The 25,001-nt window shown below is 35.1% G+C and carries 22 protein-coding genes; 10 read left to right on the forward strand and 12 right to left on the reverse strand.

Annotated features, from left to right (window positions below):
* The first annotated feature begins 21 nt into the window (after nt 1-21).
* From ACYQZV_RS03565 to ACYQZV_RS03610, 10 genes are all read left to right on the forward strand, one after another.
* Nucleotides 22-1,728, forward strand: coding sequence for a GspE/PulE family protein (locus ACYQZV_RS03565; RefSeq protein ID WP_459893271.1), 1,707 nt, complete (start codon nt 22-24; stop codon nt 1,726-1,728).
* 6 nt (nt 1,729-1,734) lie between these two features.
* Nucleotides 1,735-4,785: a glycosyltransferase family 9 protein gene (locus ACYQZV_RS03570; protein ID WP_459893273.1), complete on the forward strand. Its 3,051-nt coding sequence runs from the start codon at nt 1,735-1,737 to the stop codon at nt 4,783-4,785.
* A 71-nt stretch (nt 4,786-4,856) separates the two neighbouring features.
* Nucleotides 4,857-6,080 (forward strand): hypothetical protein, encoded by a 1,224-nt coding sequence (locus ACYQZV_RS03575; RefSeq protein ID WP_459893275.1) that lies wholly within the window; start codon nt 4,857-4,859, stop codon nt 6,078-6,080.
* Between the two features lie 63 nt (nt 6,081-6,143).
* A complete protein-coding gene (locus ACYQZV_RS03580) occupies nt 6,144-6,881 on the forward strand; it encodes a hypothetical protein (RefSeq protein WP_459893277.1) in 738 nt (245 codons plus the stop codon).
* A 71-nt stretch (nt 6,882-6,952) separates the two neighbouring features.
* A complete protein-coding gene (locus ACYQZV_RS03585) occupies nt 6,953-7,891 on the forward strand; it encodes a polyprenyl synthetase family protein (protein WP_459893279.1) in 939 nt (312 codons plus the stop codon).
* Nucleotides 7,891-9,117 carry a hemolysin family protein gene (locus tag ACYQZV_RS03590; RefSeq protein ID WP_459893281.1) on the forward strand — a complete coding sequence of 409 codons (1,227 nt, stop codon included), beginning with the start codon at nt 7,891-7,893 and terminating at the stop codon, nt 9,115-9,117. Before ACYQZV_RS03585 ends, ACYQZV_RS03590 begins: the two co-directional genes overlap by 1 nt.
* 54 nt (nt 9,118-9,171) lie before the next feature.
* The gene (locus ACYQZV_RS03595) at nt 9,172-9,363 is read left to right on the forward strand and encodes a YgaP family membrane protein (protein ID WP_459893283.1); all 192 of its coding nucleotides are present in this window, start codon (nt 9,172-9,174) and stop codon (nt 9,361-9,363) included.
* 207 nt (nt 9,364-9,570) lie between these two features.
* Complete coding sequence (gene dsrO, locus ACYQZV_RS03600) at nt 9,571-10,410, forward strand: sulfate reduction electron transfer complex DsrMKJOP subunit DsrO (protein ID WP_459893285.1); 840 nt, start codon at nt 9,571-9,573, stop codon at nt 10,408-10,410.
* Nucleotides 10,400-11,584 carry an NrfD/PsrC family molybdoenzyme membrane anchor subunit gene (gene nrfD / locus ACYQZV_RS03605; protein ID WP_459893287.1) on the forward strand — a complete coding sequence of 395 codons (1,185 nt, stop codon included), beginning with the start codon at nt 10,400-10,402 and terminating at the stop codon, nt 11,582-11,584. The genes dsrO and nrfD overlap by 11 nt, the downstream gene beginning before the upstream one ends.
* Nucleotides 11,581-14,649, forward strand: coding sequence for a molybdopterin-dependent oxidoreductase (locus tag ACYQZV_RS03610; RefSeq protein ID WP_459893289.1), 3,069 nt, complete (start codon nt 11,581-11,583; stop codon nt 14,647-14,649). The genes nrfD and ACYQZV_RS03610 overlap by 4 nt, the downstream gene beginning before the upstream one ends.
* 37 nt (nt 14,650-14,686) lie before the next feature.
* Here ACYQZV_RS03610 and ACYQZV_RS03615 read toward each other — a convergent pair whose 3' ends face one another.
* The 12 genes from ACYQZV_RS03615 to ACYQZV_RS03670 form a co-directional block, all read right to left on the reverse strand.
* Nucleotides 14,687-15,373, reverse strand: a complete 687-nt coding sequence (locus ACYQZV_RS03615) for a polysaccharide deacetylase family protein (RefSeq protein WP_459893291.1) — start codon at nt 15,371-15,373, stop codon at nt 14,687-14,689.
* Between the two features lie 14 nt (nt 15,374-15,387).
* A complete protein-coding gene (locus ACYQZV_RS03620; protein ID WP_459893294.1) occupies nt 15,388-16,128 on the reverse strand; it encodes a sulfite exporter TauE/SafE family protein in 741 nt (246 codons plus the stop codon).
* Nucleotides 16,125-17,984, reverse strand: a complete 1,860-nt coding sequence (locus tag ACYQZV_RS03625; RefSeq protein ID WP_459893298.1) for an APC family permease — start codon at nt 17,982-17,984, stop codon at nt 16,125-16,127. The genes ACYQZV_RS03620 and ACYQZV_RS03625 overlap by 4 nt, the downstream gene beginning before the upstream one ends.
* A gap of 14 nt (nt 17,985-17,998) precedes the next feature.
* Nucleotides 17,999-18,178, reverse strand: a complete 180-nt coding sequence (locus ACYQZV_RS03630; protein WP_459893300.1) for a polysaccharide biosynthesis protein — start codon at nt 18,176-18,178, stop codon at nt 17,999-18,001.
* Nucleotides 18,175-18,936, reverse strand: a complete 762-nt coding sequence (locus tag ACYQZV_RS03635; protein ID WP_459893378.1) for an MBL fold metallo-hydrolase — start codon at nt 18,934-18,936, stop codon at nt 18,175-18,177. The genes ACYQZV_RS03630 and ACYQZV_RS03635 overlap by 4 nt, the downstream gene beginning before the upstream one ends.
* A gap of 18 nt (nt 18,937-18,954) precedes the next feature.
* Nucleotides 18,955-19,167 (reverse strand): ferredoxin, encoded by a 213-nt coding sequence (locus ACYQZV_RS03640; RefSeq protein WP_459893302.1) that lies wholly within the window; start codon nt 19,165-19,167, stop codon nt 18,955-18,957.
* A gap of 69 nt (nt 19,168-19,236) precedes the next feature.
* The gene (gene sucD, locus ACYQZV_RS03645) at nt 19,237-20,112 is read right to left on the reverse strand and encodes a succinate--CoA ligase subunit alpha (RefSeq protein WP_459893304.1); all 876 of its coding nucleotides are present in this window, start codon (nt 20,110-20,112) and stop codon (nt 19,237-19,239) included.
* A 15-nt stretch (nt 20,113-20,127) separates the two neighbouring features.
* Nucleotides 20,128-21,276 (reverse strand): ADP-forming succinate--CoA ligase subunit beta, encoded by a 1,149-nt coding sequence (gene sucC, locus ACYQZV_RS03650; protein WP_459893307.1) that lies wholly within the window; start codon nt 21,274-21,276, stop codon nt 20,128-20,130.
* Nucleotides 21,277-21,471: 195 nt separating this feature from the next.
* Nucleotides 21,472-21,687 carry a cold-shock protein gene (locus ACYQZV_RS03655; RefSeq protein WP_012513969.1) on the reverse strand — a complete coding sequence of 72 codons (216 nt, stop codon included), beginning with the start codon at nt 21,685-21,687 and terminating at the stop codon, nt 21,472-21,474.
* A gap of 122 nt (nt 21,688-21,809) precedes the next feature.
* Entirely contained in the window at nt 21,810-22,634 is an 825-nt protein-coding gene (gene truB, locus ACYQZV_RS03660) for a tRNA pseudouridine(55) synthase TruB (protein ID WP_459893309.1), read from the reverse strand.
* Complete coding sequence (locus ACYQZV_RS03665; protein ID WP_459893311.1) at nt 22,635-23,570, reverse strand: sigma-70 family RNA polymerase sigma factor; 936 nt, start codon at nt 23,568-23,570, stop codon at nt 22,635-22,637.
* 3 nt (nt 23,571-23,573) lie between these two features.
* A complete protein-coding gene (locus ACYQZV_RS03670; RefSeq protein WP_459893313.1) occupies nt 23,574-25,001 on the reverse strand; it encodes a Do family serine endopeptidase in 1,428 nt (475 codons plus the stop codon).

Below are 25,001 nucleotides of genomic sequence, written 5' to 3' on the forward strand. Positions count from 1 at the left end.
AAAAATATTATAATAGATTTTATGAAATATAAAGAGTATTTAGTAGTAAAAGGTTTACCAGATACGGAAGAATCAAAAGCTAAGTATTTCGAAGAGTATGGCTCTCAACTTCACAAGTTTGTATACAGAGATTTTTTAGAGAGGGTAAAGGGCATTTTAAAAGAAAAGTATGAAATATTTTTGCAAAAAAGAAGGGAGCTTGGAGAGCACGACTTAAAGGTTTTGAATATACTTGGATTTGTAACGTTTCCAGAGCAAGTAAAACTATTTATAGATATAGCTAAGGATTATGCCTTGGAGCCAGAGGATGGATACAACGTAAATTTTACTATAAAAAGCATAGAAACTGATAGAATAATAGCCGATGAGGGTATAATAACCTATATCCCCATTTATACAAAAGATAAGAAAAACTATCTTGTTTCTATATCTAAATTTGAGGCTATAAAAAGAGATTATGCAGCTATATCACAAGAAGCTCAAACGATAACAGATTTTAAAGATATAGTGAAGGCTGCTCTTGCAAGAAATGCTTCTGACCTTCACATAAAGCCAAAGGATAATTTCTATTACGTATTTTTTAGAATAAACAAAGATTTTGCAATGATGCCAAATATGACTATGCCAAAAACCCAAGGCATTCAACTTATAAGAAGTTTGAAAACTCAAGCTTCAAGGTATACAAAAGGCTCTTTCAATCCATCTATATCATCTCAAGTCCAAGACGCAAGAATATCTTACGAGGATTTATCTACGGACGTGAGGCTTGTGTTTGCTCCAATGCCAAACTTAGAAGATGAGATGGTGGTAGGGAGACTTTTAAGAAAAAGGGGTATACAGGGCAATCTATCAAGGCTTGGGTATTTGGAAGAGGATATAAAAATTTTACAGGATGCCATAAGTAGAAAAGGCGGTCTTATAGTGATAAGCGGTATAACAAACTCTGGTAAAAGTATGGCTATAGCAAGCATGCTTTCGACCATACAGGATAAAAACGTTTTAACGGTAGAAGATCCTGTAGAATATCAGATTATAAACAAAAATATAACACAGTTTCAAATATTTGAAGCTCAAGTGGAAGAACTTAAATCAACGTTTGTAGATTTTACAAAAGCCTTCAAAAGAGCGGACCCAGATATAGTATTTGTAGGTGAGTGGAGAAATGAAATAGAGCTATCAAAGGCTATAGAAGAGCTTGCCTTTGCAGGTCAGCTTGTTTTTACCACGCTTCATATAAATTCCGCTTTTGTATTTTACGATGCGGTTAGTTCAATATTTCACGTAGATTATGAAAGCTCTGTTAGAATGCTAATACTTAGCCTTAATCAAGTTTTGGTAAAAAGCGTATGCCCTTATTGTTCTATAGATATGCCTATAAAAGACGCCTCTAGGAATATAACTGATATTACTTTAAGGACGTTGCCTTATATAAACAAAGATGAATTTAGAGATTTTATAAACCAAGATTTCCCTATAAAAGTAAGAAACGAGACTGGTTGTCAGAAATGTAATTTTACAGGATACGCTGGCCTTACACCAATATACGAATACATGTATCCCGACGTAAGTACAAAAGAGTGGATTAGAAAAGATAAACCATCCTCTTATGAGATAGAAGACCATATAAGAAGGGAAGGGCTTGGCAAAAATAAGTTGGATGTATATATGGAAAAACTAAAAGCTGGCATAGTGGATTTAAGCCCATCGGTTTTAAACGCTTTGAGATAATAAATAATGAGTGTTATAGTAAAAGTATCAAGAGAAGTCTATATAGAAGATTTGAAAAAAACAATGCTACCAAACAAGCTATACGTTTTACCAAAAGATGTTTACGAATCTTACGTTAAAACCGGTGTTAGTATAGAGTATGTGGATAGTCTAAAGATGGCGTTTGATAAAACCAACGATTTTAACAACAAAAAAATCTTGATACTTTCTATGCAAGCTCTTGGAGATGGGTTGATGCTTACGCCTTTTTTAAGGTTTTTAAAAGAAAATTTTCAAAATATACATATTACCCTTGAAACTAAAGAGCATTTTAACCTTTTAAAAGATTGTCCTTATGTGGATGAGTTTGCTTATTCTCCTTTGGAACTCTCTTTTGTAAAATCCTTTGATACTATTTTAGACCTTTATATGCTAGTGGGCTCGCCCATGTTTGATTTAAATTTAGTGTCCTCTTACTATTTTAAGCTCTTTGGCTTTGGTATTCCAGAAGATAAAAACGCTTTGATACCATATGTTTACATAGACAAAGAAAAAGACGATGAAATAAAACATCTTTTTGATGAGTATAGGAAAATTTACAAAAAACCTATTCTTGGTTTTCATTTTTCAGCTTCTTCCCCTCATCGCATGCCGCCGGTTGATATATTTTGTAATGCTATAGCACCTCTGCAAAAGTTTTTTACCATAGTCTATTCTTATCCTTCTCAACATAAAGATTATGCAAGAGAAATACCAAATTATTTACCAAAAGCCATAGATATATCAACCTATATAAAAAGCGTACAGCATTTACCCTCTTATGTAAAAAACCTTGATTTTCTTATATCTGTGGAAACAGTTTTGCCTCATATAGCTGTTGCTGTAAAAACACCTACCCTTGTTGTTCTTGGACCAGGAAGCTTTAAAAACATATATGATTATGGATTAGATTATATAAAAGCCTTGGAAATGAATTACAAAGGCCAAGTGTGTGCAAGCCCTTGCCATCTTCATGTATCTACTAGGTGTCCAGAAGCTGTTGTAAAACAAACAAATCTCTCTCCTTGTTTTTCAAATCTAAATCCTTATTCTTTGGTGGAATCTTTTTTTGAGCTTTTAAAAGCTATAAACAAAGAAAATAATTATGCAAATCTTTTAAAGAGCTTAGAATCAGAGATTGCGCTAGAATATAAAGCAACAAAAGCTATTTCTAGCAGGCTTTCTACCATACCCATCAGCTTTTACTACGAATCTGGTTTAAATTCCCTAGCTGTTGTACCTCATATAAAAACTATAATGAGTTTTATCTTAAATGCCCTTTTTGAAAAATCTATATCCTATAAAGATTTAACACCCATTCTAATAGTAAGAGGTTATGAAACCTTGATAGCTTCCATGTTTTTAAACGCTTTATCACCATCTTTTATATATGTAGAAAACGAACACTTTAAAAAGCTTTTATATTATCTTGGTATCAAGTCAAATATTATAGATTACGATATTTTAAACATACGAGAACATGCTTTAGTGATAGATATATCTTTATCTTCTGAAGAGCCTTTTGACTATAAAGAGCATATTAGAAAGCTTTCCAAAAAACTAAAAAAAGATTCTTTATTTTTTTCTTTTGTATTTAATAAAGATAGGATGAAAAAAGCTTTAAACAAAGGACAGGATATTTATCAGCCGCCTTTTGATAGGTTTATAAATGAATATTCTTATGAAGAACTTTTAGAATTTAAAAACTTTTATATAAACACCTTATCTTCTAACCCTGTTGATTTTACAAACACCTTTGGAGAATATTCTCTTTTTAAAGAGATATCGCCTCACAACCAAGCTTTTAGGCTTTTGATAAAAGAAAATAAATACCCTTACATATATGCTCTTTCAAACTTAGAATGTACTGACGATTATGAAAATATAACGAGATTTTACTCATTTATAGAAAAGACCTATATAAGGCCAGATTTTTCGGTTTTCTCAAATATATCAGGTGGTTCAGATGTGAAATCCCTTTGTTTTGTAAATAAAAATATCAGCGGATATCTTAAAGATTATGTTAAGAATTCTTTTGAAGAAGCTACTTTTTTAGAGTTTCCAGCTTTTGATAAAAATATATTTGATAAGTACTTAGCATCGTTAAATTTAGAAGAAAAGCAAATAGACTTAGAAAATATTTGGTTTATAGGAGATGAATTTATAGACTATTTTAAACAAGATGCTAATTTTCTAAAGAATATCCTTTTTGGACCCAAGATAAATGTTTTACTAGACAAAAATCCTTTTTCTGATAATGATTATTTAAATACTTTTAAAGGCTTTTTAAGAGATTATCCCGATATAGATTTTTACACTACCCAAAAGGGTGTATTTGATATACTTTCTAAAAAGCACCAAAACTTAAAATATTTTGATATAGACTTTAGCCGTTTAGAATTGTCGCTAAATAGTGAAGAAAAAACCGTAGACCTTCTTATAATATCCTCTTCTGCTTATTTCCCCACCAAAAAAACAGAGCTTGATGTAGAAGAATTTTATAGCTCTTATATAAACGGCTTTTCTAAAAATATTCAAAAGCTTGTGCTTGATTTTATAAAAGATAAAACGGGTAAAAAAGATATTTATTATGAAGATTTAGGATTTTTGGATTTTTACAAAGATATCATAAATCACAGTGCTAGTTTAAATTACTTTATAGCACAAGAGATTAGAAATATAGCTTTAAAATTTACAAAAAATATATTGCATGTAGGTGTGTTAAATTTCAAAGAACCAAGGTTTTTAAAAGAGCTTGCAGTAGAACATGTATCAAACAGCAGATATATACCAGATATTCTTATTACAAAAGAAGAGTATCTTGATGATATTATGGCAAGGTCTAAGCTTGTTTTGTATCTTGATGGTTTAGATAATTTTCAGCGCTTACCTCTTACTTGTTTAAAAGCCTCAAAACAAAATATACCATGTATTACAAAGTATCAAAAATCCTTAGAAAACATTCCGAACCTTTTGCTTGTTAAAAATATAGAAGAACTAATAGGAACTACTGGGCTTTTATTGAAATCTAAAATCTAACTTATCATTGAAATTTAAAATTTTTATTTTATACTTATGATGTAAAGTAGCTATTTACAAAGGGGTATTTTATGAAAAAAATTATCCTTAAAGAGTTGCTGGCTGATTTAATAAGCTTCGGTGCTAGTATGATGGTTTTTTCAGGTATAACTATAAATATGTCAAATGCCGCCGTTTTTAGTAACACTGGTACCACGCCTACTCCTGTAATATCAAACACTCCTCCTTCAGGGGCTCAACCTGTAACTATCTGGGGTGGTCCATTGGGTGGACTTGGTGGAGGAGGAGGTAGTGGTGGAGGAGGAGGTAATCCATGTCCTGGCTTTTCGTCTACTACTTTGATTTATGATACTTCTCCCCACTCAAATAGTAAAAAATATAACTTGAAACAAATTTTAAGCAGTTGTTCAAGCGCTACTATTGTAGTTATAGCTGCTGGGGGACAAGGTGGTAGCGCATCTTCTTACAGTGGTGGTTTGGGGGGTAGTACTACTTTAGAGATGTCTTTATCTTCAGTTGTTCAGACTTTTGGCAACAACATTACTTTCTTTTATGTGGTAGGTGGTTCTGGTAGTAGTAATGGAAATGCTGGTGGTGGAGGTGGAGCTTCTATGGTAGCAATTGAAAATAATCCATCTGGTTATAGTGGTCCGTTTACACATCAAGGCTATGTACCACTTGTTATAGCAGGTGGTGGAGGAGGAGGTTCTAACGGTGGTGGTGCTGGCTATGCTGGTCCAGGTGGTAATGGTGGAGGTAATAACGACTGTGGTGCGGCTGCTGTGCCAAATGCATTTTATTCTTTGTATGGTGGTAAAGGCGGTTGTAATGGTATCGGCGGTGGCAGCGGATTGTCTACTGGTGGTTCTGCAAATCCTAATATAGTAGATATATCTGGTGGTGGTGGGGGAGGTGACGGCTGGTATGCGTTTGGCGGGGGAGGTGGAGGAACTGGCAGTTCTGGTCAGGGTGGTATTGGTAACAACCGTTCAGGTTATGGTGGAGATGGATGGTATGGCGGTGGTAACGGTGCTGGTGGTAATGCAGGCAATAGTGATTATAATGGTGGTAGCAATCCTTGTAATCAATCTGGTGGTGGGTATGGCGGAGGAGGTGGGGAGAGCTGTGATGCAGATGGTGGCGGAGGAGGTGGATATGGTGGAGGCGGAGGTGGTGGTAGTGGAGCACCTGGTGGCGGAGGAGGTGGATATTGCAATTATCTATTAGGTAGTTGTAACGGTCAAGATGGTTCTCAATCAGGAAACGGATATATAGAGGTTTACATAAGTCCATAGGTGATAATTATCTTTATACAAGATTATTGTTGACATATCGCTTTAGGATTTTATATTTAACATATGGAAACTTTAGAAAATAAGATAGAAGAAATTAGGGATATATTAAAAGATTTTGCTATTGGGCTTTTAAGGTTAGAGCATACCACAGAAAGATTAGAGCGAGAGATAGAAAGAATAGGACATGAAATAGATAAGCTAAAAGTTAGTATAGATGAGGTAAATAGGCAAAGAGAAGAAGATAGGAAATATTGGAATGAGCAATGGGAGAAGGCTAAGAAAGAAAGAGAAGAAGATAGGAAATATTGGAATGAGCAATGGGAGAAAGCTAAGAAAGAAAGAGAAGAAGATAGGAAACGCTTTAATAAAGAATGGGGGGCTTTATCAAACAAGCTGGGAACCATAGTAGAAGATATCATATTTCCAGCCACAAGACCTGTTTTAGAAAGCTATTTTAAATGCAAAATAACAGACTTATCTTTGAACAGAGAAAGAATAAAAGATGATTTACAAGATGAGTTTGATGTGATAGCAGTAAGCGATGAATGTAAAACTGTATTCCTTATAGAGGTAAAATCAACACCAAAGACAGATTATATAGATGATTTTAAAAATGACAAGATAGAAAGGTTTAGAAAGCTTTTTGACGAGTATAAAGACTACAAACTTATACCCATATTTGCGTCTTTGAGACTTCAAAAGAACATCATAAACTATCTTACTAAGCACAAGATATACGCAATGGCTTTTAGGGAGTGGGAATATATGGATCTGTTAAATTTTGATAGTATAAAAAACTAAAAATATAAGAATTGTTTATAGGATTTTAACTTGAGTAATATTTTATAAAAATATGATAAACTAATAACAGTATGATGAGGCAAAGTGGTTTAGATAGTGTTAGAAATAGGATAGAGACTGCTCTTAGTGAAAATTTGGATAGTACCGTAGATACCATACTAAAAGCTGGAAACTCTATTATAGAAGCTGGGGGCAAGAGGATTAGACCGCTGTTGCTGATTTATTTGGTGGAGAGTCTTGGAGGCGATATTGATAAAGCTATAACCCTTGGATGTGGTATAGAGTATATACATATAGCTTCTTTGCTTCACGATGATGTGGTAGATAAAGCTGATTCAAGAAGGGGAAAACCTTCAGTAAACAAGGTTTTTGGTACCGAAGTAGCAGTGCTTACCGGTGATTATCTTTATGCTAAAGCTCTTTATCTGTATGCTAACTATGGTAACCAAAAAATGATAGATATCTTGTCAAAAGCTGTTATGAGAATGGCGGAGGGTCAACTTCTGGAGCTTAAAAGCATAGGCTCTATAATAGAAGAAAAAACTTATTTTGACATAATAGACGGCAAGACTGCTTACCTTATAGGAGCTTGTTTTGGAGTGGGTGCTTTAATAGCAAATTACCAAGAATATGAAAAATTTTTTGATGTTGGTTTAAAGCTTGGTAGGGCTTTCCAACTTATAGATGACGCTCTTGATTATGAAGTAGATAGTCAAAAACTAGGAAAGCCTTCAAGGAGCGATTTGAAAGAAGGTAAAGTAACGTACCCAGTTATATCTGTGATAGATAAAATAGATAAGGAGCTTCTTCGTAAAGTGCTCGTATCTCAAAATCCATCCCAAGAAGAGCTTGATAAAATCATAGATATGGTCATTGAAAAAGGTGGAGTAGAGCGTGCTAAGGAGCTTGCTTTTGGGCTTTTAGAAGAAGTGAAGAAGGAGCTTTCTTTATATCCTATCACAGATAAATTAATGGAGCTTATAGAGAAAACCGTCAAAAGAGATTTTTGATGGAGCTTATAGGCTATATACTTGGAATAATATTTTTTATTCTACTTGAAGGTTTTTTCTCTGGCTCTGAGATGGCTATATTGTCTTCCAACAAATCAAGGCTTGATGCTATTACAAAAAAGACAAACAGTCCTTATAAAGATATTGTATCTAGGTTTTTAAGAAATCAAGAGGAATTTTTAACCTTTACGCTTTTTGGATATACTGTAAGTATAGTTTTTGCTGCGAGTCTTTACACTTTGATGCTTTTTGACATTTCGCATGATATTCCCATTTTAAGACATACTTATGTGCTTTTTTCTGAAAGTCTTGTGATTTTAACTATAGTATTTGGTGAGATAATACCAAAGATAATATTTCAAAAATATGCAGATAAAGTAATATTACCTGTTATATTTATATTGTATAAGCTTAGATTTTTATTTGGGTTTTCTTCTTATTTATCAAAAGCCATAAAACACATATTTTTTAAGTATATGTCCAAACCACATGCACACGTTAGTAGAAGCACCATCTTGAAAATTATATCAAAGGAGCTAGATGTAGACAAGTTTGAATCTCTTATTTTGTCAAATATAGTTTCTTTTAAGGAAAGAAGGGCTGGTGAAATAGTAAGGCCTATATACGAAGTAGCGATGATAGAAGAAGGAGCGCTGGTGGAACAAGCTATTTATCAAATGAAATCAAGCGGTTATTCCAGATTACCTGTTTTTAGAAATACTGTAAACGATATACTTGGTTATATTAGGGCTTTTGACATAATAGATAAAGACCCAAATACACCAATAGGAATATCTATAAGACCGATACAGCTTTTCTCGGAGTTTTCCTTTTTAAAAGATGTTTTGCAAGAGTTTAAAAGAAAAAAGGAGCATATAGGAGCTGTAGTGGATGAAAGGGGGGTAATACTAGGGATTATCACATTAGAAGATGTTTTAAAAGAAATTGTTGGTCAAATGTCTGATGATGTTAGAAAAGAAGACCAGCTTTTAAGAGAGATAGCAAAAGATAAATGGCTTGTAGACGGAAAGCTAGAAATAAATGAATTTTCTAGGGTTGTAGGTGTAGATTTGCCACCTGGTCCTTATACTACGGTATCTGGTTACATTACTTACTATCTTGGTAGAATACCACAAAGAAATGAAGTCGTTAATGTAGATAAGCTGAAGTTTAAAATTATAGATAGTGATAGAAGACGTATATTGAAGGTTATCGTAGAATTATAAAGTCATTGACTTTTTTTAAATATTTTTTATATTTGCTGTGAAAGGAGGTGTAAGATGCAAAAGAATATGGCCATGTGGGATAGAATAGGTAGGGTTGTGCTTGGATTAGTTTTTATACTTTTGGCTATTAAGCATGGTGGAATTATATTTGATTTACTTGGTTTGATAGGTCTTGTGTTTTTAATAACAGCTGCAATAGGCTTTTGTCCTCTTTATACTGTGCTTGGCTTTAAAACCGGCGAATAACGATAATTAACTATTAGCTGCTTTAAGTTAACATGAAAAAATAGCGAATGTTTGTTAGGTTTTTTGTTTTTTATCATATTTTTATAAATTTTATTTATATAAAATATAAAAGTTTTTTATAATAGCTTAAATATTTATTATAGATTTGCTCTATCCATATGTTATTATTTTAGATAATGGCTTTAAATTGTTTTGGAGGTTTAACATATGGATAGAAGAGGTTTTTTTAAGGCTATAGGTGCTGCTATCGGTATAGTAGCATCTGAAAAGGCCGCCGAGGCTATGGAAATACCTCCTATGCTAACAATTCCTGGAAGAGAAGAAAACAATCCGCAGTGGATTGGGCAAAAGGGCAAAAAATTTGCGATGGTAATGGACTTAAGAAAATGCATAGGTTGTCAAGCATGTACTTCCGCTTGCGTTATAGAAAATGACGTACCCACTGACCAATATAGGACCTATGTGCCAGAGTATGAAGTTGGAACATTCCCCAACGTGAGGAAGGTATTTTTGCCACAACTTTGTAACCACTGCGAAAATCCCCCTTGTGTACCAGTGTGTCCTACTGGAGCTACTTACAAAAGGCAAGATGGTATAGTGGTTGTTGATAACACTATATGCTGGGGATGTGGGTACTGTGTGAATGCATGTCCTTACGATAAAAGATTTATGAATGATAGATATCATGTAGCAGATAAGTGCACCTTTTGCGCTCATAGAGTAGACAATGGAATGCTGCCAGCTTGCGTAGAATCTTGTGTAGGCGGAGCTAGAATATTTGGAGATTTAAACGATCCAAACAGTGAAGTTTCGAGGCTAATAAGAACATATCCAGTAAATGTTTTAAGACCAGAGCAGGGTACTATACCGAATGTGTTTTACATAAATCTCTACGGGGAACTCCAAGATACTCCACCCACAAACTTTGAAAGTTTAGATGATTTGGCGAGGGAGTACTATAAAATAAAGTCTGAGGAATCTGAGTGGATGATTTTGAAGCCACTTCAAGATATAGTAAATGTGGAGGATTACAAAGATGATGCTTGATACTTATCATAAGATTTTGGTGTTTGCTTCTTCTATTACCCCTTCTAGACCATGGGGGGTTAACATACCTAATTATTTTTGGACAGGTGGTATAAGTGTAGGGGCTTTCTTTATATATAGCCTTTACGCTGTATTTGGTATAGAGAGGTTTAAGAGGCTTTCAAGTATGTGTCTTCTCATAGCGTTTTCTTTTATTGCAATAGCCCCTTTAAACTTGGTAGATGATTTGAAACAACCTGGTAGAATGATTCACGTATTTTTGTATGGATGGTCTCATTTTCCTACTTCTCCTATGAAATGGGGAGTTATACTTTTAACTTCTTATACTATATTTTCTTTGCTAAGTCTTATAGCCTACTATAGACCATTTTTTGCCAAGCTATACAACACCATTAGTGATAACAAGTTAAAGACGGTCTTTAAGCTTTTAACGCTAAATAGACTGGACTTAACAGAAGAATCTTTTAAAAAAGATAGAAAAATATTGTTTTATCTTGGAGCCATAGGTCTTTTGTTTGGTATTGGTGTTGAGTTTTATACGGGTTACATAGTGGGTATATTGGCTTCGTTCCCTCTTGTTCATTTTCCAGCTCTCCCCCTTGTGATGTTAACTTCTGCTTTAGTATCTGGTTCTGGGTTTGTGTTATTCTTCTACCCCATATATCAAAAGCTTATGGGTAAGGATATAGATAGAGATGATATATCTGCTGTTGCCAACATAATGGCATGGGCTATAGTTGGTGAATTGATATTAGATCTTTTCTGGTATTCCTTTAGCCTTGCTTTTAGCGGTATCACAAAGTACTATATGAGAGCTTACTTTAGAGATGATCTTGTCGGAATATTGGTCTTTGATTTGGGATTATTCTTATTTGTACCTATGATAATGGCTTTTAGTAAGCTTAAAAAATCAGCTTTCTTTATGTTTATAGCTGGTGCTTTAGCAGCCTTTGGAGCCTGGTATTTTAAATATAGCCTTGTGATAGGTGGACAAAGTTTTCCTAAAATGATAGGTGGTTTTCTTACTTACACTATGCCTATATTTGGACATAATAGTTTACAATCTTTAATAGCTAACTGGAGCGGTATTATAGGGCTTTTAGCGGCTACTATAGCTTTGTTGCCCCACTCAGATGATTTGTACAAAGGCTTTAGTAAGGAGGTAAAAGGATGAACACTACTCGTAGAAAGTTTCTTTTAGGCGTATCAGCCGCCGGCCTTGGTACGATGGCTTTAGGATATTTGAAAACATTTAAATATCTTTTTACCTTTGGTAGAAGAGGTCCTAAACCAAGGTTTCCTATATATGGAAATGTCCACTTGCCTGAGCTATTAAAGACTAAAGCTCCCACCAACGAAAATGGTAATTATGTTGTAAATAAAGATTATTATTATGCTAATACAGTTTGTATAGGTTGTACTACCCAATGTGGTGTGCGTATTAAGGTTGATAAAAAAACTGGAAAGGTTGTGAGAGTTTTTGGCAATCCTTACAATTTGCTTTCTTCAGACCCGTGGTTACCCTACGATAAGCCTGTAAAAGAAAGTATCTTTTGGGTGTCTGGTATAGATGAGTCTGGTCTTAAGAATCGTTCTACAGTTTGTGCTAGGGGAAACGTTGTATTTGATAAACTTTACACCAGATATAGAGTCACAAAACCTTTGAAAAGAGTGGGTCCAAGGGGTTCTCATAGATGGGTGGAGATAGAGCCTGAGCAACTAATCCAAGAGATTGTAAACGGAGGTAATTTGTTTGGAGAAGGATTTGTAGAAGGTCTCAAAAGCATAAGAGACATTAATACACCTATAGACCCCAACAACCCAGAGTATGGTCCAAAATCAAATCAGCTTGGCATACTTGGTACCAATGACGATGGTAGAAAAACTTTCATAGTACATAGATTCGTCAAAGCTTTTGGCACAGTAAACTTCTCTGGACATACTTCTATGTGTGGTCTTGCAATGAGGATAGGCCAAGCAGCTTATTTTGGTGATTTTAAGAAGCTCCCTCATGCTAAACCAGATTTTGATAATACAGAATATATATTGTCCATAGGAACGGCACCGGCCCAAGCTGGAAATCCGTTTAAACGTCAGGGAAAGTTATTGGCAAGGGCTAGGACGGAAGGGCCTTTAAAAAAGATAGTAGTTGTTACGCCTACTGCTGTAAATACTGACAATATGTCTATAGGTGCAAAGTACGAATGGGTTCCTATCTATCCTGGTCAAGATTTAGCTTTTGTGATGGGGCTTTTCAGATATATTATAGAAAACAACCTCTACAACGCTCCTTATCTTTCTATACCTAGCGAAGAAGCTATGAAAGCTGCAAATGAAGTAAGCTACACAAACGCCACTCATCTCGTTATACAAGACCAAGGAGATGATTACGGTAAAATATTAAAAGACGCCAACGGTAACCCATATGTCATAGATGCAGCCACTAATTCTCTCCAAAATGCCAAAAATGTGAGGACTGCTGTTTTGTTTGTAGATCAAGAAGTAAGTCTTAATGGCAAAACGTATCATGTAAAAAGTGCTTTTCAGCTTTTAAAAGAAGCAGCTTTTGAATATTCGTTAGATGAATATTCTCAAATGTGCGGTGTGCCAAAAGAGACTATAGTGAGGATAGCTAAGGAATTCACTTCTTACGGTAGAAAGGCTACCACAGATGTGCATGGTGGAGCTATGAACACCGTAGGCATGTATGCTGCTTACGCTGTGGCTATGCTTGGTGCTATGGTGGGTAATATGAACTATAAAGGTGGTATGGCTATAAAAGGTGGTGCTTACGATGCCTACAAAGGACCAGTTTATGACCTTCTTGATTACGATGGGAAGGTGAAAACTCATGGGGTTCGCATAGATAGGGCGGGATTTAAATATCAAGATACTACGGAATATAAGAATAAAAAAGCACAGGGCTTAAATCCATATCCTGCGAAAGATAAATGGTATCCTTTTTCAAATGCTATTGAGTCTGATTGGATAGCCTCTTCTGCCCATGGATATCCTTATTCTTTAAAAGCACTTATAACGGTAAATTCAAATCCAGCTTATGCCCAATCAGGTTTTTCAAATGTTATAGAATATTTAAAAGATCCTAAGAAAATACCTCTTTTTATTGCTATAGACCCATTTATAAACGAGACGAGCACATACGCAGATTATATAATTCCAGATAACGTTTTATATGAAGAGTGGGGTGCTATGGCTCCTTGGGGAGCTTACCTCACAAAGATAACCACTATAAGATATCCTGCTATAGAAAGCCCCAACGCTAAGTTTAAAAACGGCGAAACTATTTATGCGGAAAGCTTTTTTATAGAGCTTGGTAAAGCTCTAAACTTGCCAGGATTTGGGGACAATGCTATAAAGGGTCATGATGGTAAAATGTATCCTTTACATAGACCCCACGATTTTTATTTAAGGGCTTTTGAAAACTTGGCTATGCAGGAAACCCCAGTGCCAGATGCCACGGACGAGGACATAGAATTGGCAGGCCTTACTAATTGGATACCGCTTTTAAAATCTATAAACGGCAACAATTGGCGTAAAGTGGCTACTATCATGAGTAGAGGTGGTAGATACGCACCTTACGATACGGCTTACGATGGCATATATGTAAATCATAAGTATAAAAAAATGCTAAATATATACAATGAAGAACTTGGGACTACTAAAGACGCTATAACTGGTGAATATTACCATGGAGTACCAAAATACATAGAAGGACCTATATGTGCTGATGGTTCTAGTCTTTGGACAAAGATAGATAGAAATCAGTACTCTCTCATAGCCTTCGGCTATAAATCAAACGTATTATCATCGCCAAACGCTTCTTCAGACAAGCTAAGAGATATAAAGCTTTCTACCTACATAGATATAAACTCTAAAACTGCCAAAGAGTTTGGTATAAAGTATGGGGATTTGGTAAAAGTATCAAATCCTTTTGGACAATACATAATAGGCATTGTTAGGGTTAAAGAAGGTATAATGCCTGGGACTATAGGCATAGAGCATGGGCTTGGAAGATTGGCGGAGGGTGCAGATACTATATACATAAACAATAAAAAGTTACCAGCCATGCCGCTTCGTCAAACCGGTGTAAATATAAATATGCTTGGTATTCAAGACCCGGTGCGTCCAAAAGGACACGTGCTTACCGATTTTGTGACAGGCGCCACTGCGAGGAACACTATACCTGTTAAGATTGAGAAAATAAGAAGTCTAGCCTAGGATTATATTTGGATGTTGAATGGGAAGGAGGGAGAGTTTATCTATATAAGGTAGATAATTTTAGTAAAAGCCTAAAAACGTTTGTATTGTGTCTCATGTGAAGTCTTTTTAATATATAAGGGTTATCACCTTTTTTTATATGCCCTGGGTCTACACTAAAAGCCAACTTATATCCAGCTTCTTTTACAGCATTCACTACCCTTTCGTTGTAATCTCCATAAGGATAGCAAAATGTTGTTATTTCTATCCCAAGTTTGTCTTCTAATGTTTTTTTTGATATCTCTAACTCTTGTTTTAGGCTTTTGTTATCAAGTTTAGTTAAAGCTTGATGCGTCATAGTGTGAGAGCCTACTTCAAAGCCCTCTTTCAAGGCTTGTATTATATCTTCCCAGCAGGCTATTGGCTTTTTTACCTTTACCCTCTCAAAATCCCAGATGTTGTAATCTCCCACAAGAGAAGTGGGTACAAATATAATTGCTTTAAAATTGTATTTTTTTAATATTGGTAGCGCATTTTCAAATATATCTTTGTAAGCATCGTCGAAGGTTATGCATACTCTTTTTTCAAAGTCTTTACCGTTTAGGAAATCTAATATTTCATTTGAAGTTATACTTTTAAATCCTAAAAGTTTTAAGGTTTTTATTTGCCTTTCAAAAAGCTTAGGGTTTGTATACAGGCTTTTTAAATTAGCTTCTTTTGGTGGTTTTCCTATATTATGATACATTAATGCTTTTATACTCATATTATATAAACTTTTATAAAATAATACACAGTTAAAAGATAACCTATTATATTTATCAAAAGCCTAATATACTTTCTGTCTATTCTTTGAGAAACTAAAGATGAGGATAACCCTCCTATAGCAAATCCTATCATCATAAAGATTGCATAACGCCATTCTACTTTGCCGTACAGAGAAAACAGTATAGCTGCACTTAAGTTTATCAAAAATGCTAAAGTATTTTTTACAGCGTTTGCTATATGTATGTCGTTTATTCCTATTGCTGTGATACTTCCAAGCATCACTATACCCATGCCTGCTCCAAAGTATCCACCGTAAATTGCTGTTAAAAGCTGTATTAAAAATACGTATTTAGGTTTTATGTGATATGTTAACTTTGATATTTTTGGCCCAGAGCTAAATAGTATTGTGGCAAAAAGTATTAAGAAAGGTACTATAAAGTTGAAAACTTTTTGAGATGTATAAAGAAGTAAATATCCACCCAACACACCTCCTATTAAGGAGGGTATCAATAGTTTTTTTATAGTGGGTAAAGCTTCTTTTATATAGTTTTTATAGCCTATTGCTCCCAACAAAGAACCAGTCCATAAAGCTACCGTATTAGTGGTGTTTGAAATCTTTGGAGGTACACCAAGTTCTACGAGGGTTGGAAAACTGATAAGGGTACCCCCTCCAGCCACAGCATTTATGCCACCAGCAACAACCGACGATAAAAAACCCAAAGTATAATCTATCATTTTTTAGGCTTATAAGTGCCTGCTCTATACTCTATAAAGAAGTTCCAATTAGAAAACTGTTTTGGTAATTGAAGTATATTGTATACCATAACACCGGTAAATATGCGCTCAAACCATGAAGACAACGGCCAACCAAAATGTATATTGAAGCTTTTATTTGGATACTGCTCGTTTATGGCTTCCAATAGCTTTTTTGAACTATATCCTATACCCCAGAAAGCGTTTACTGGTAATATAAAATGACTTTTAAAAAGTTTTTTTGGTGGTCTTTTTTGTCTTAAAAAGAAAAATGTTATATATATCATATTTTCACCTATCTCTTGTACATTTTCTGAAGGTCTTCTGAAATATATATGAATTGGCTTATCTTCTGGTAATGTCCCTATGTAATCAACAACATCTGCATATTTGTCTATCTGAGCTATTTTTTCTTCTTCTTCGGTGGTTTTTATTCTAGTTACAATATTTCCAGCTATGATAAAGAATGCCACTACAAATACCCACATCATAGTACCATAAGGTTTATGGATAACTACGTATATAAAAGTTGACAAGAACACTATGAACAGTATTATGTTTCTTAGTATACCGGTTCTATATTCTTTAGTTTGTGCACTCCCTCTTACTATCTTATAAAGTATTATAGTACCAGTGTTTATTACAAATGTTGCAATAAGCCCTATGGCGTACATGTCTGCAACTATATCTTGACTTCCTTGAGTTATGAGTACTATGAAGGAGAAAAATACACTCATAAATATGATTATACGGTAGTGCGCGTTGAATCTATTTGTGGCAGATATCCAGTAAGCCTTGTGATTGTCTGCCATCGTGGATATTAGTTCTGTGGCACCTACAAGCGCGGTATTCACCGCAAAAGCAAGGGTTAAAGACGCCAAAATAACTACTGCTATGGCCATTATATTTGTGCCTACAAGTTTAGAATAGTAGGTAATAAGGTCATCGACATGATCTATCGGGTTTTCTACTTTTGCAAGAGCTAATGTGCCTATCAGCGGTGTAAATATACCCACTGTCAAACCAAGCATTATATAGGCTTTGTATATAGTTTTCCAGTTTTCTACAAGTTTATGTGTTTGCAATACAGATTCTATGCCTGAATACGCCAGGATTGTTGAGCCAAAGCCTATAGATATAAGTTCTATGGTTTTTATCGGATCAAGGGTAAGAAAATCTTGGGATAGTGTAGTTTTATAAGACGCCACCACTTTATTTATCTGTGCATGATCTAGTTCAGATATGCCCAAAAATGCTAAGATTGTAAGTATATAGGCTGTTATTGCAAACAAAGTATACGTGACCTTTGCGTTTTCTCTAGCCCCTATGAGATTTAAGCCGGCTATAAGCCATATTATTAAAAGCTCTAAACTAAGTTTAAATACAAGAGGCCAATGGAAAAAGAAGTTTAAATTTTCCACAGCGCTTATAGAAGAGATAACCGCCGTGTTTACGTAATCTACTATTATAGAGCCAGCTGCTATAAAAGATGCGGTGGCTCCAAATACAAAATAGGCAAAGCTATATACTCCTCCGCCTTTTATCTTGTTGTTTTCTAATATCTCTGCTATCTCTGTCATTGTTAGAGAATATAAAAATATCAATAGTGATGTAAGAGAAAGATATGTAATAGCCTTGTAACCTATAAATCTGAATGCTTCGCCAGGTGCATAAAATATACTGGTAAGTTCGTCCATCATAGTTATGACGGCAACCCCAGCAAATCCTAACCATAGCTTTCCTTTTTTGGTGTAATAAAGATATTCTCTTTTTCTGGTGAGAAAATACAATACTATACTTACTAAAATAACGGCAGATATAAAAGCTATGGCTCTCATAAATCACCCCCTTTTTATTTCTTGAATAAGTCTAGAAATATAATAACACCTATTAATATTGTTTCTGTTATAACACCAAAGATAAACTGGGAGTGGGATGTGTAGGGTTTCAATATTACTACTAAAAGCCCGTAAACTATTGCTATAACAGTTAGTATTTTCTGGTTTGACAGCTTTTTAAATAAATCATTCATAATACTATTTTAGCACCATCAAAAGCAGCTGTGGTTTGTATGTATGTTTTTTCTTCTATTTCTTTTGCTACATTTTCTGGACCAACTTCAAGCATATCCAAAGCAAAATGTGTGATGATGGCTCTCTTTGGTTTTACTATATTGAGTATTTCTATTACATCGTCTTTGCAAAGATGGTCTATGTTTTCTCTTTTTCTATAGAATGTTGTATTTAATATAAGTAAATCTATATTTTTAGGATAATGTTTTACTATATCTGGTTCAAATTTTGCGCAAGGATGATAGGCTATTTTTTCGTTGAACACCAGACCATAAGTAATGGCTCCATGGTGGGTATGCTTTCTAAGTATATCTATTTTAATATCTTTCCATATATAACTTGAGTTTTCCTTAAATATAAAGTGCTTTTCTGTTTTTTTTAGTATAAAATCTAACAAAACCTTGGAGCTTCCGTGGAAGGCGTCTTCTGGAGCACCTATGGCTATCTCCTTATTTTTTTCTTTTGAACCAACTTTTGCTGATTCTATCATTGTGTTTATGTCTGCTGAATGATCCAAATGTATATGAGACAATATAAATATGTCTATATCCCATGGTTTAAAACCAAGCGGTATTATATTTAAAAAGGCTCCAGGCCCTGGATCTATGTGTGCTATTGTGTTTTTAGCTTTTATTATGAAACCCCCTGATTTTCTTATATATTTAAAAGTAGAAACACGGCCTCCAGCCGTGCCTACAAAGTATATGTCTATGTTAATAACTCTCCGTAGGGTAAATTATTCTTCTATTACTTCTGTGCTGATGGCACCGCTTGGGCACTCATCGGTTACTTCCAAAACCGCGTCTTGAAGCTCTTGAGGTACATCCGATTGTATTACCTCGGCTATACCATCTCCGCGGTTTTTATATATTTCTGGAACCCTGTCATAGCACACCTCGCAAGCTGTGCATAAATCAGGGTCAACTATCGTTTTAACGATTTTTGCCATAGCAAAATACCTCCTTTGAAATAGTCATATTATAATATACCAAAATGTTAATTTCTGCTATCTTTTTTGTCATGATATAGCATCAGCTATAACTTTACCTATGAAAGCCGGATTTTCTATTACGGTTACACCAGCTTCTTTTAAAGCTTTCATCTTTGACTCTGCAGTACCTTTACCACCGCTTATAATAGCTCCAGCGTGCCCCATTCTTTTACCTGGCGGAGCTGTAATACCAGCTATATAGGCAAATACTGGTTTTTTAACGTTTGAAGCTATGTATTCTGCTGCTTCTTCTTCAGAGGTTCCTCCTATTTCACCTATCATAAGAATAGCTTTTGTCTCTTGGTCTTCGTTAAAAAGAGCTATAACATCTTTATGAGATAAACCATGTACAGGATCGCCACCTATTCCTATAGCGCTAGATTGACCTATACCTAAATTTGATAGCTGAAAAGCTGCTTCATATGTTAAAGTACCACTCCTTGAGACTATACCTACGTTTCCTTTTTTAAATATATGTCCTGGCATTATTCCAACCTTTGCTTCTCCTGGTGTTATAGCGCCCGGACAGTTTGGACCTATTAGCTTGGTGTTTGGATAGTTTTTTTTAAGATAGTACTTCACGGGTATCATGTCTTTTACCGGTATTCCTTCTGTTATACAGATAATAAGCTCAATACCAGCGTCTGCTGCCTCTACTATGGCATCTGCCGCAAAAGGAGGTGGTACAAATATCAATGAGCAATTCGCTTTTGTATTTTTTACTGCGTTTTCTACTGTGTTAAACACTGGTATACCCTCTACATCTATACCCTCTTTCCCTGGTGTGACCCCGGCTACTACTTTTGTGCCGTAATTTTTACATTGTATGGCATGGAAAGATCCTTCTTTACCTGTTATGCCTTGAACCACTACTTTTGTATCTTTGTTTACCAATATAGACATGTCTATAAACCTCCTTTACTGTGCAAGTTTTATCGCTTTTTGAGCACCGTCCCACATATCTAATGCACTTTCAAAGTTTAAACCAGATTCTTTTAGAAGTTTTCTTCCCTCTTCTACGTTTGTGCCCTCTAATCTCACAACCACCGGTATTTTAACATTTACTATCTTTGCAGCCTCTATAAGTCCTTGAGCAAGCCTATCACATCTTAGTATTCCACCAAATATATTTATAAAAACAGCCTTAACATTTTCGTCAGAAGTTAAAATTCTAAAAGCGTTTGATATTTGTTCAACGGATGCCCCGCCGCCTACGTCCAAAAAGTTTGCTGGTGCCCCGCCTGCAAGTTTTATTATATCCATGGTGGTCATGGCAAGGCCGGCACCATTAACCATGCACCCTATGTTGCCATCCAATTTTATATAGTTTAGGCCATATTTCTTGGCTTCTACTTCAAGAGGGTCTATCTGTGTTATATCTTCTAATTCTTCTATATCTTTGTGTCTGAAAGCTGCGTTGTCATCTATCTCTACCTTGGCATCTAAAAGTACTATATTACCGTCTTTTGTAAGCACCAAAGGATTTATTTCTACCAAAGATGCATCCAAATCCATGTAAGCTTGATATAGTTTTGTAACTATTTTACCAAATAAAGATGGATTCAAACCAAGTTCAAAAGAAAGTTTTCTAGCTTGATAAGGCATGATACCAAGACTTGGGTCTACGTATTCTTTTATTATGGCATCTGGTTTTTCTTTGGATAGCTCTTCTATTTCCATACCGCCTTCTTTGGAGGCCATTATGAGTATTTTTGAGTTTGACCTATCCAGCGTTATACTAAGGTAAAACTCTTTTTCTATGGGCGTTGCTTTTTCTATTAAAAGCCTTGAGACTACCTTACCACTTGGACATTGAACGGTTTTTAGCACTTTACCAAGTATGGATTCTGAAAATACCTCTAGTTCCTCGTCTGATTTAACTATTTTTACACCACCAGCCTTGCCTCTTGCTCCGCAATGAATCTGGGCTTTTACTACAAGTGGATAACCGCCCAAAGCTTGTGCTGCTTCTTTGGCCTCTTTTATGTTGAAAGCTGCGTAGCCTTCTGGTATCGGTAGGCCATATTTTTTTAGTAGCTCCTTGGACTGATGTTCATGCAACTTCATAGAAAACCTCCAGATAAAATTAGACTAATATTATATCAAAAGTTATATTTCAATATTTATTTAGTTTGATTTAGAAGGGTTTAGTAAATCTATATTTTTAATTTTCTGTTATTTTTATAGTTTTGATTTTTACTTTAGATTTGTAAAGGACCAGATAGCCCTCTATATACAAGGACTATCTGGATTTATTATCACTTAAGATAAAACGCGAACGTTTTTTGCTCTTGGACCTTTAGAATCTTGGTCTACTTCAAACTCCACCCTTTGACCTTGGACTAAAGTCTTGAAACCTTGCCTATTTGGGTCAATTGCTGAGAAGTGAACGAAAACGTCGCCTTGGTTATCATCCCTTGTAAGGAATCCATAACCTTTTTCTTTGCTGAACCACTTAACTGTGCCTGTGATGCCCATGGAACTAAAACCTCCTAAATTTTGAGACGCTGGGATATTTGAATTTTTGTTATCCAAATATTCCTTAATCTCTTGGATTTAATAATATCATATTTTTATATTTTGTCAATATGATTTTTATCTTACTCACTCTGCATTCTTAAAGCTTTTAAGGTACCGTTTTTTAATTCTACGATACCGTGAAACTTCTCATCTTCTGATAAAAGTTTGTAAACGCCATTTTGAGCTTCATATTTTAACGTTTTCCCGTGTTTTAGGCTTTTTATAGCGTTATAGTTTAATATCAAGGATGGCAGAAAATAAAGACCATCTTTTATATCGTATATTGTGCCTACGCTTTCTTTGCCAAAATTTCCAATAGCAGTTCTTTTTATAAGCTCTGCGGTAGCTCCCACTTTCAATGCATCCCCTATATCGTTTATAAGAGTTCTTATGTAGGTTCCGGTTGATACTTTTGCTTTTATAGAAAAATATGGTATATCGCATTCTAAAAGCTCAATACTGTAAATATTAATTGTTATGGGCCTTAGCTCAAGTGCCTCTATTTGATTTTTTCTTGCCAACATGTAAGCTTTTTTGCCGTTTACTTTTTTAGCGGAATAGACAGGTGGTATTTGGGTTATTTTTCCTATAAACTTATTTAATACGTTTTTTAAATCTTTACAGCTTATATTTATGTCCTCAATTTTTTGAATAATATTTCCTGTAATATCTTGAGTATCGGTTTTTATACCAAGTATAGCCTTTGCTTCATAAGTTTTTTCAAGTACGTTGAAATACTGTGTATATTTTGTGGCCTGACCAAGGGCTATTATCATAATGCCTTCTGCTTCTAAATCGAGGGTGCCAGTATGTCCAGCTTTTGTTTTTAGGCTTTTAGAAACTTCTAATACAAACTTTGAAGAAGATATACCCACTGGCTTATAGCCTATATAAAAGCCTTCCATTTAGCTTAGAAAGTCTTTTAGGTGTCTTTTTAATGCGAAGCTTCTTAGTTTTTTTATAGCCCTTGTTTCTAGTTGCCTCACTCTTTCTCTTGATATACCTAAAGTATCGCCAATCTCTCTCAAAGTGAGTGGCTCATTGCCATTTAAACCATACCTTAACTCTAATACTTTTCTCTCCTTTTCTGGAAGCTTATTTATAATATCATGCAATTCTTTTTCTAAAACATCTTTTATTACACCCTCTTCTATCTCATCGGTATCTGATATGCTCAAAAGGTCTACAAAAAGAGTATCCGGATTATCGCCTACTGGTGTATCTAAAGAAAGCGGTGTTTTGCATATTTGGAGACATTTTTTAACGTCCTCTTCTGTTATAGTGTATTTGTGCTCTTGATTCATTGAGTGTTCAAGCTCTTCCTCCGTAGGTTCAAATCCAGTCTCTTTTTTAAATTCTCTTATTATATTCTTTTTGTTTATATAATCTGCTATTTCTTGATAAGTGGGTTCTCTCTCAAGTTCTTTTAGAAGCTCGTTGTAAGCAAGACCCACTGCGCTTATAAGATGAGAATGTTTTACAGGTATTCTTACTGCTCCTGTCTGCTGTGATAAAGCTTGCATAATAGCTTGCCTTATCCACCAAACGGCATAAGATATGAACTTTACATTTTTATCTGGATCAAACCTAGCAGCCGCTTCTAAAAGCCCTAAGTTTCCAGCTGCTATAAGCTCAGACAAAGGTATGCCATATCCCATGTATTGCTTTGCTACGCTTACCACAAATCTTAAATTTGCTTCTACCAAAGCTCTAAGAGCTTCTTTATCTCCTTCTTTAGCCCTTTTGGCAAGCTCTTTTTCTTCTTGAGGTGTTAGAAGCTTTACACTAGAAACCCGTTTTAAATATTGGTTTATAATATCTTGTTCACTATCTGAATACATAAATCACCTTGTCTGTACACTTACATAAAATCTTTGTGGTCCCCTTGCCACTAGAAATAAAACATTACCAGTCTTAGAATATTGAGAAACAAGATTTTTAAAATCGGAAACAGAATTTACTGGATGATTGTTTACCATAAGTATTATATCCCCTGGTTCTATAGAGTTTGCTGCAGGACTGTTAGGGTTTACGTTTACTACATATACACCGCTACCATACATTTGCATTTGGTTTGGACTTAAGTTCGCTACCGATATCCCAAGATCTGTTGCTGTAGCGTTTTGACTTTCGCTTAGGGCTGTGGGATTTGAAGGCATTTTTTCTACAGTTACTTTTAAGTCCATTGGTTTTCCATCTCTTACTATATGAAACGTAAGCGTAGTACCCGGTTTTGTCTCCATTACCTTAAATTGAAGCTGTTGAACTGTGTTTATGTTTTCATTGTTTATACCAACGATTACGTCTCCTACCTTTATACCAGCTTTGTCTGCTGGGCCATTTGGCATGACCTGAACTACCACGGCGCCGTTTTGCACTTTTAAAGCTTTCGCTAAACTAGGAGTTATCTGTTGTATCATTACTCCTATCCATCCTCTTGTCACGGAACCATGTTTTATAATTTGCGAAGATACCCACTTAGCTAAGTTTATGGGTATAGCAAAGCCAAGTCCTTGACCACCTTCAACCATTGCCGAGTTTATACCTATTACTTGACCTTGAATATTTACAAGTGGACCACCGCTGTTGCCTGGATTTATGGCGGCATCGGTTTGTATATAGTTTTCGTATTGAGTGAGTCCTATGCTTCTATGTAAAGCTGATATTACCCCCATTGTAACAGTTCTATCTAACCCGTAAGGGTTCCCTATAGCCAATACGATTTGTCCTACTTGCAACGTATCTGAGTTTCCCAACGTGGCTACTTTAGAGGCTGGGTCTTTTATACCTTTTGCACTGACTTTTAGTACTGCCAAATCTGTTTTTGGATCAGCCCCTACTATTGTAGCTTTATGTTGTTCGTTGTTGCCAAAATTTACTACCACGCTTTTACTATGTGCTATAACGTGATTGTTGGTTAGTATGAAAAATGTATCATCTTTTTGATTGTATTCAAATATGACACCAGAGCCAAGGGCTTTTGTTTCTTGTGGTATAGATGGTGTGGGAAGATCAAAGCCGGGTATTTGTGGAAACAGCGGTACATTTACCTCTTGAGTAGAAAATATTGTGACTACAGAGGGAGATACCTTTCTTACAATTTGAACAAGCTCATCTTGCATTTGAGCAAGCACTGGTACGTTTAGATTAAGCTGGTATTGGTTTGATGGTTGATTTGATGAAGAGGTCTCTTCTATCCTGCTTTTTTTTACGCAGGAGTTCACAAAAAACAAAAGGGCAAACACAGACAGTATCGCAAAAAATTTTTTCAT

The organism is Hydrogenobaculum acidophilum (assembly GCF_054656715.1).

Coding starts and splice junctions, on each gene's coding strand:
- ACYQZV_RS03565 (WP_459893271.1), top strand. CDS start 22: ATGAAATATAAAGAGTATTTAGTAGTAAAAGGTTTACCAGATACGGAA.
- ACYQZV_RS03570 (WP_459893273.1), top strand. CDS start 1,735: ATGAGTGTTATAGTAAAAGTATCAAGAGAAGTCTATATAGAAGATTTG.
- ACYQZV_RS03575 (WP_459893275.1), top strand. CDS start 4,857: ATGAAAAAAATTATCCTTAAAGAGTTGCTGGCTGATTTAATAAGCTTC.
- ACYQZV_RS03580 (WP_459893277.1), top strand. CDS start 6,144: ATGGAAACTTTAGAAAATAAGATAGAAGAAATTAGGGATATATTAAAA.
- ACYQZV_RS03585 (WP_459893279.1), top strand. CDS start 6,953: ATGATGAGGCAAAGTGGTTTAGATAGTGTTAGAAATAGGATAGAGACT.
- ACYQZV_RS03590 (WP_459893281.1), top strand. CDS start 7,891: ATGGAGCTTATAGGCTATATACTTGGAATAATATTTTTTATTCTACTT.
- ACYQZV_RS03595 (WP_459893283.1), top strand. CDS start 9,172: ATGCAAAAGAATATGGCCATGTGGGATAGAATAGGTAGGGTTGTGCTT.
- dsrO (WP_459893285.1), top strand. CDS start 9,571: ATGGATAGAAGAGGTTTTTTTAAGGCTATAGGTGCTGCTATCGGTATA.
- nrfD (WP_459893287.1), top strand. CDS start 10,400: ATGATGCTTGATACTTATCATAAGATTTTGGTGTTTGCTTCTTCTATT.
- ACYQZV_RS03610 (WP_459893289.1), top strand. CDS start 11,581: ATGAACACTACTCGTAGAAAGTTTCTTTTAGGCGTATCAGCCGCCGGC.
- ACYQZV_RS03615 (WP_459893291.1), bottom strand. CDS start 15,373: ATGTATCATAATATAGGAAAACCACCAAAAGAAGCTAATTTAAAAAGC.
- ACYQZV_RS03620 (WP_459893294.1), bottom strand. CDS start 16,128: ATGATAGATTATACTTTGGGTTTTTTATCGTCGGTTGTTGCTGGTGGC.
- ACYQZV_RS03625 (WP_459893298.1), bottom strand. CDS start 17,984: ATGAGAGCCATAGCTTTTATATCTGCCGTTATTTTAGTAAGTATAGTA.
- ACYQZV_RS03630 (WP_459893300.1), bottom strand. CDS start 18,178: ATGAATGATTTATTTAAAAAGCTGTCAAACCAGAAAATACTAACTGTT.
- ACYQZV_RS03640 (WP_459893302.1), bottom strand. CDS start 19,167: ATGGCAAAAATCGTTAAAACGATAGTTGACCCTGATTTATGCACAGCT.
- sucD (WP_459893304.1), bottom strand. CDS start 20,112: ATGTCTATATTGGTAAACAAAGATACAAAAGTAGTGGTTCAAGGCATA.
- sucC (WP_459893307.1), bottom strand. CDS start 21,276: ATGAAGTTGCATGAACATCAGTCCAAGGAGCTACTAAAAAAATATGGC.
- ACYQZV_RS03655 (WP_012513969.1), bottom strand. CDS start 21,687: ATGGGCATCACAGGCACAGTTAAGTGGTTCAGCAAAGAAAAAGGTTAT.
- truB (WP_459893309.1), bottom strand. CDS start 22,634: ATGGAAGGCTTTTATATAGGCTATAAGCCAGTGGGTATATCTTCTTCA.
- ACYQZV_RS03665 (WP_459893311.1), bottom strand. CDS start 23,570: ATGTATTCAGATAGTGAACAAGATATTATAAACCAATATTTAAAACGG.
- ACYQZV_RS03670 (WP_459893313.1), bottom strand. CDS start 25,001: ATGAAAAAATTTTTTGCGATACTGTCTGTGTTTGCCCTTTTGTTTTTT.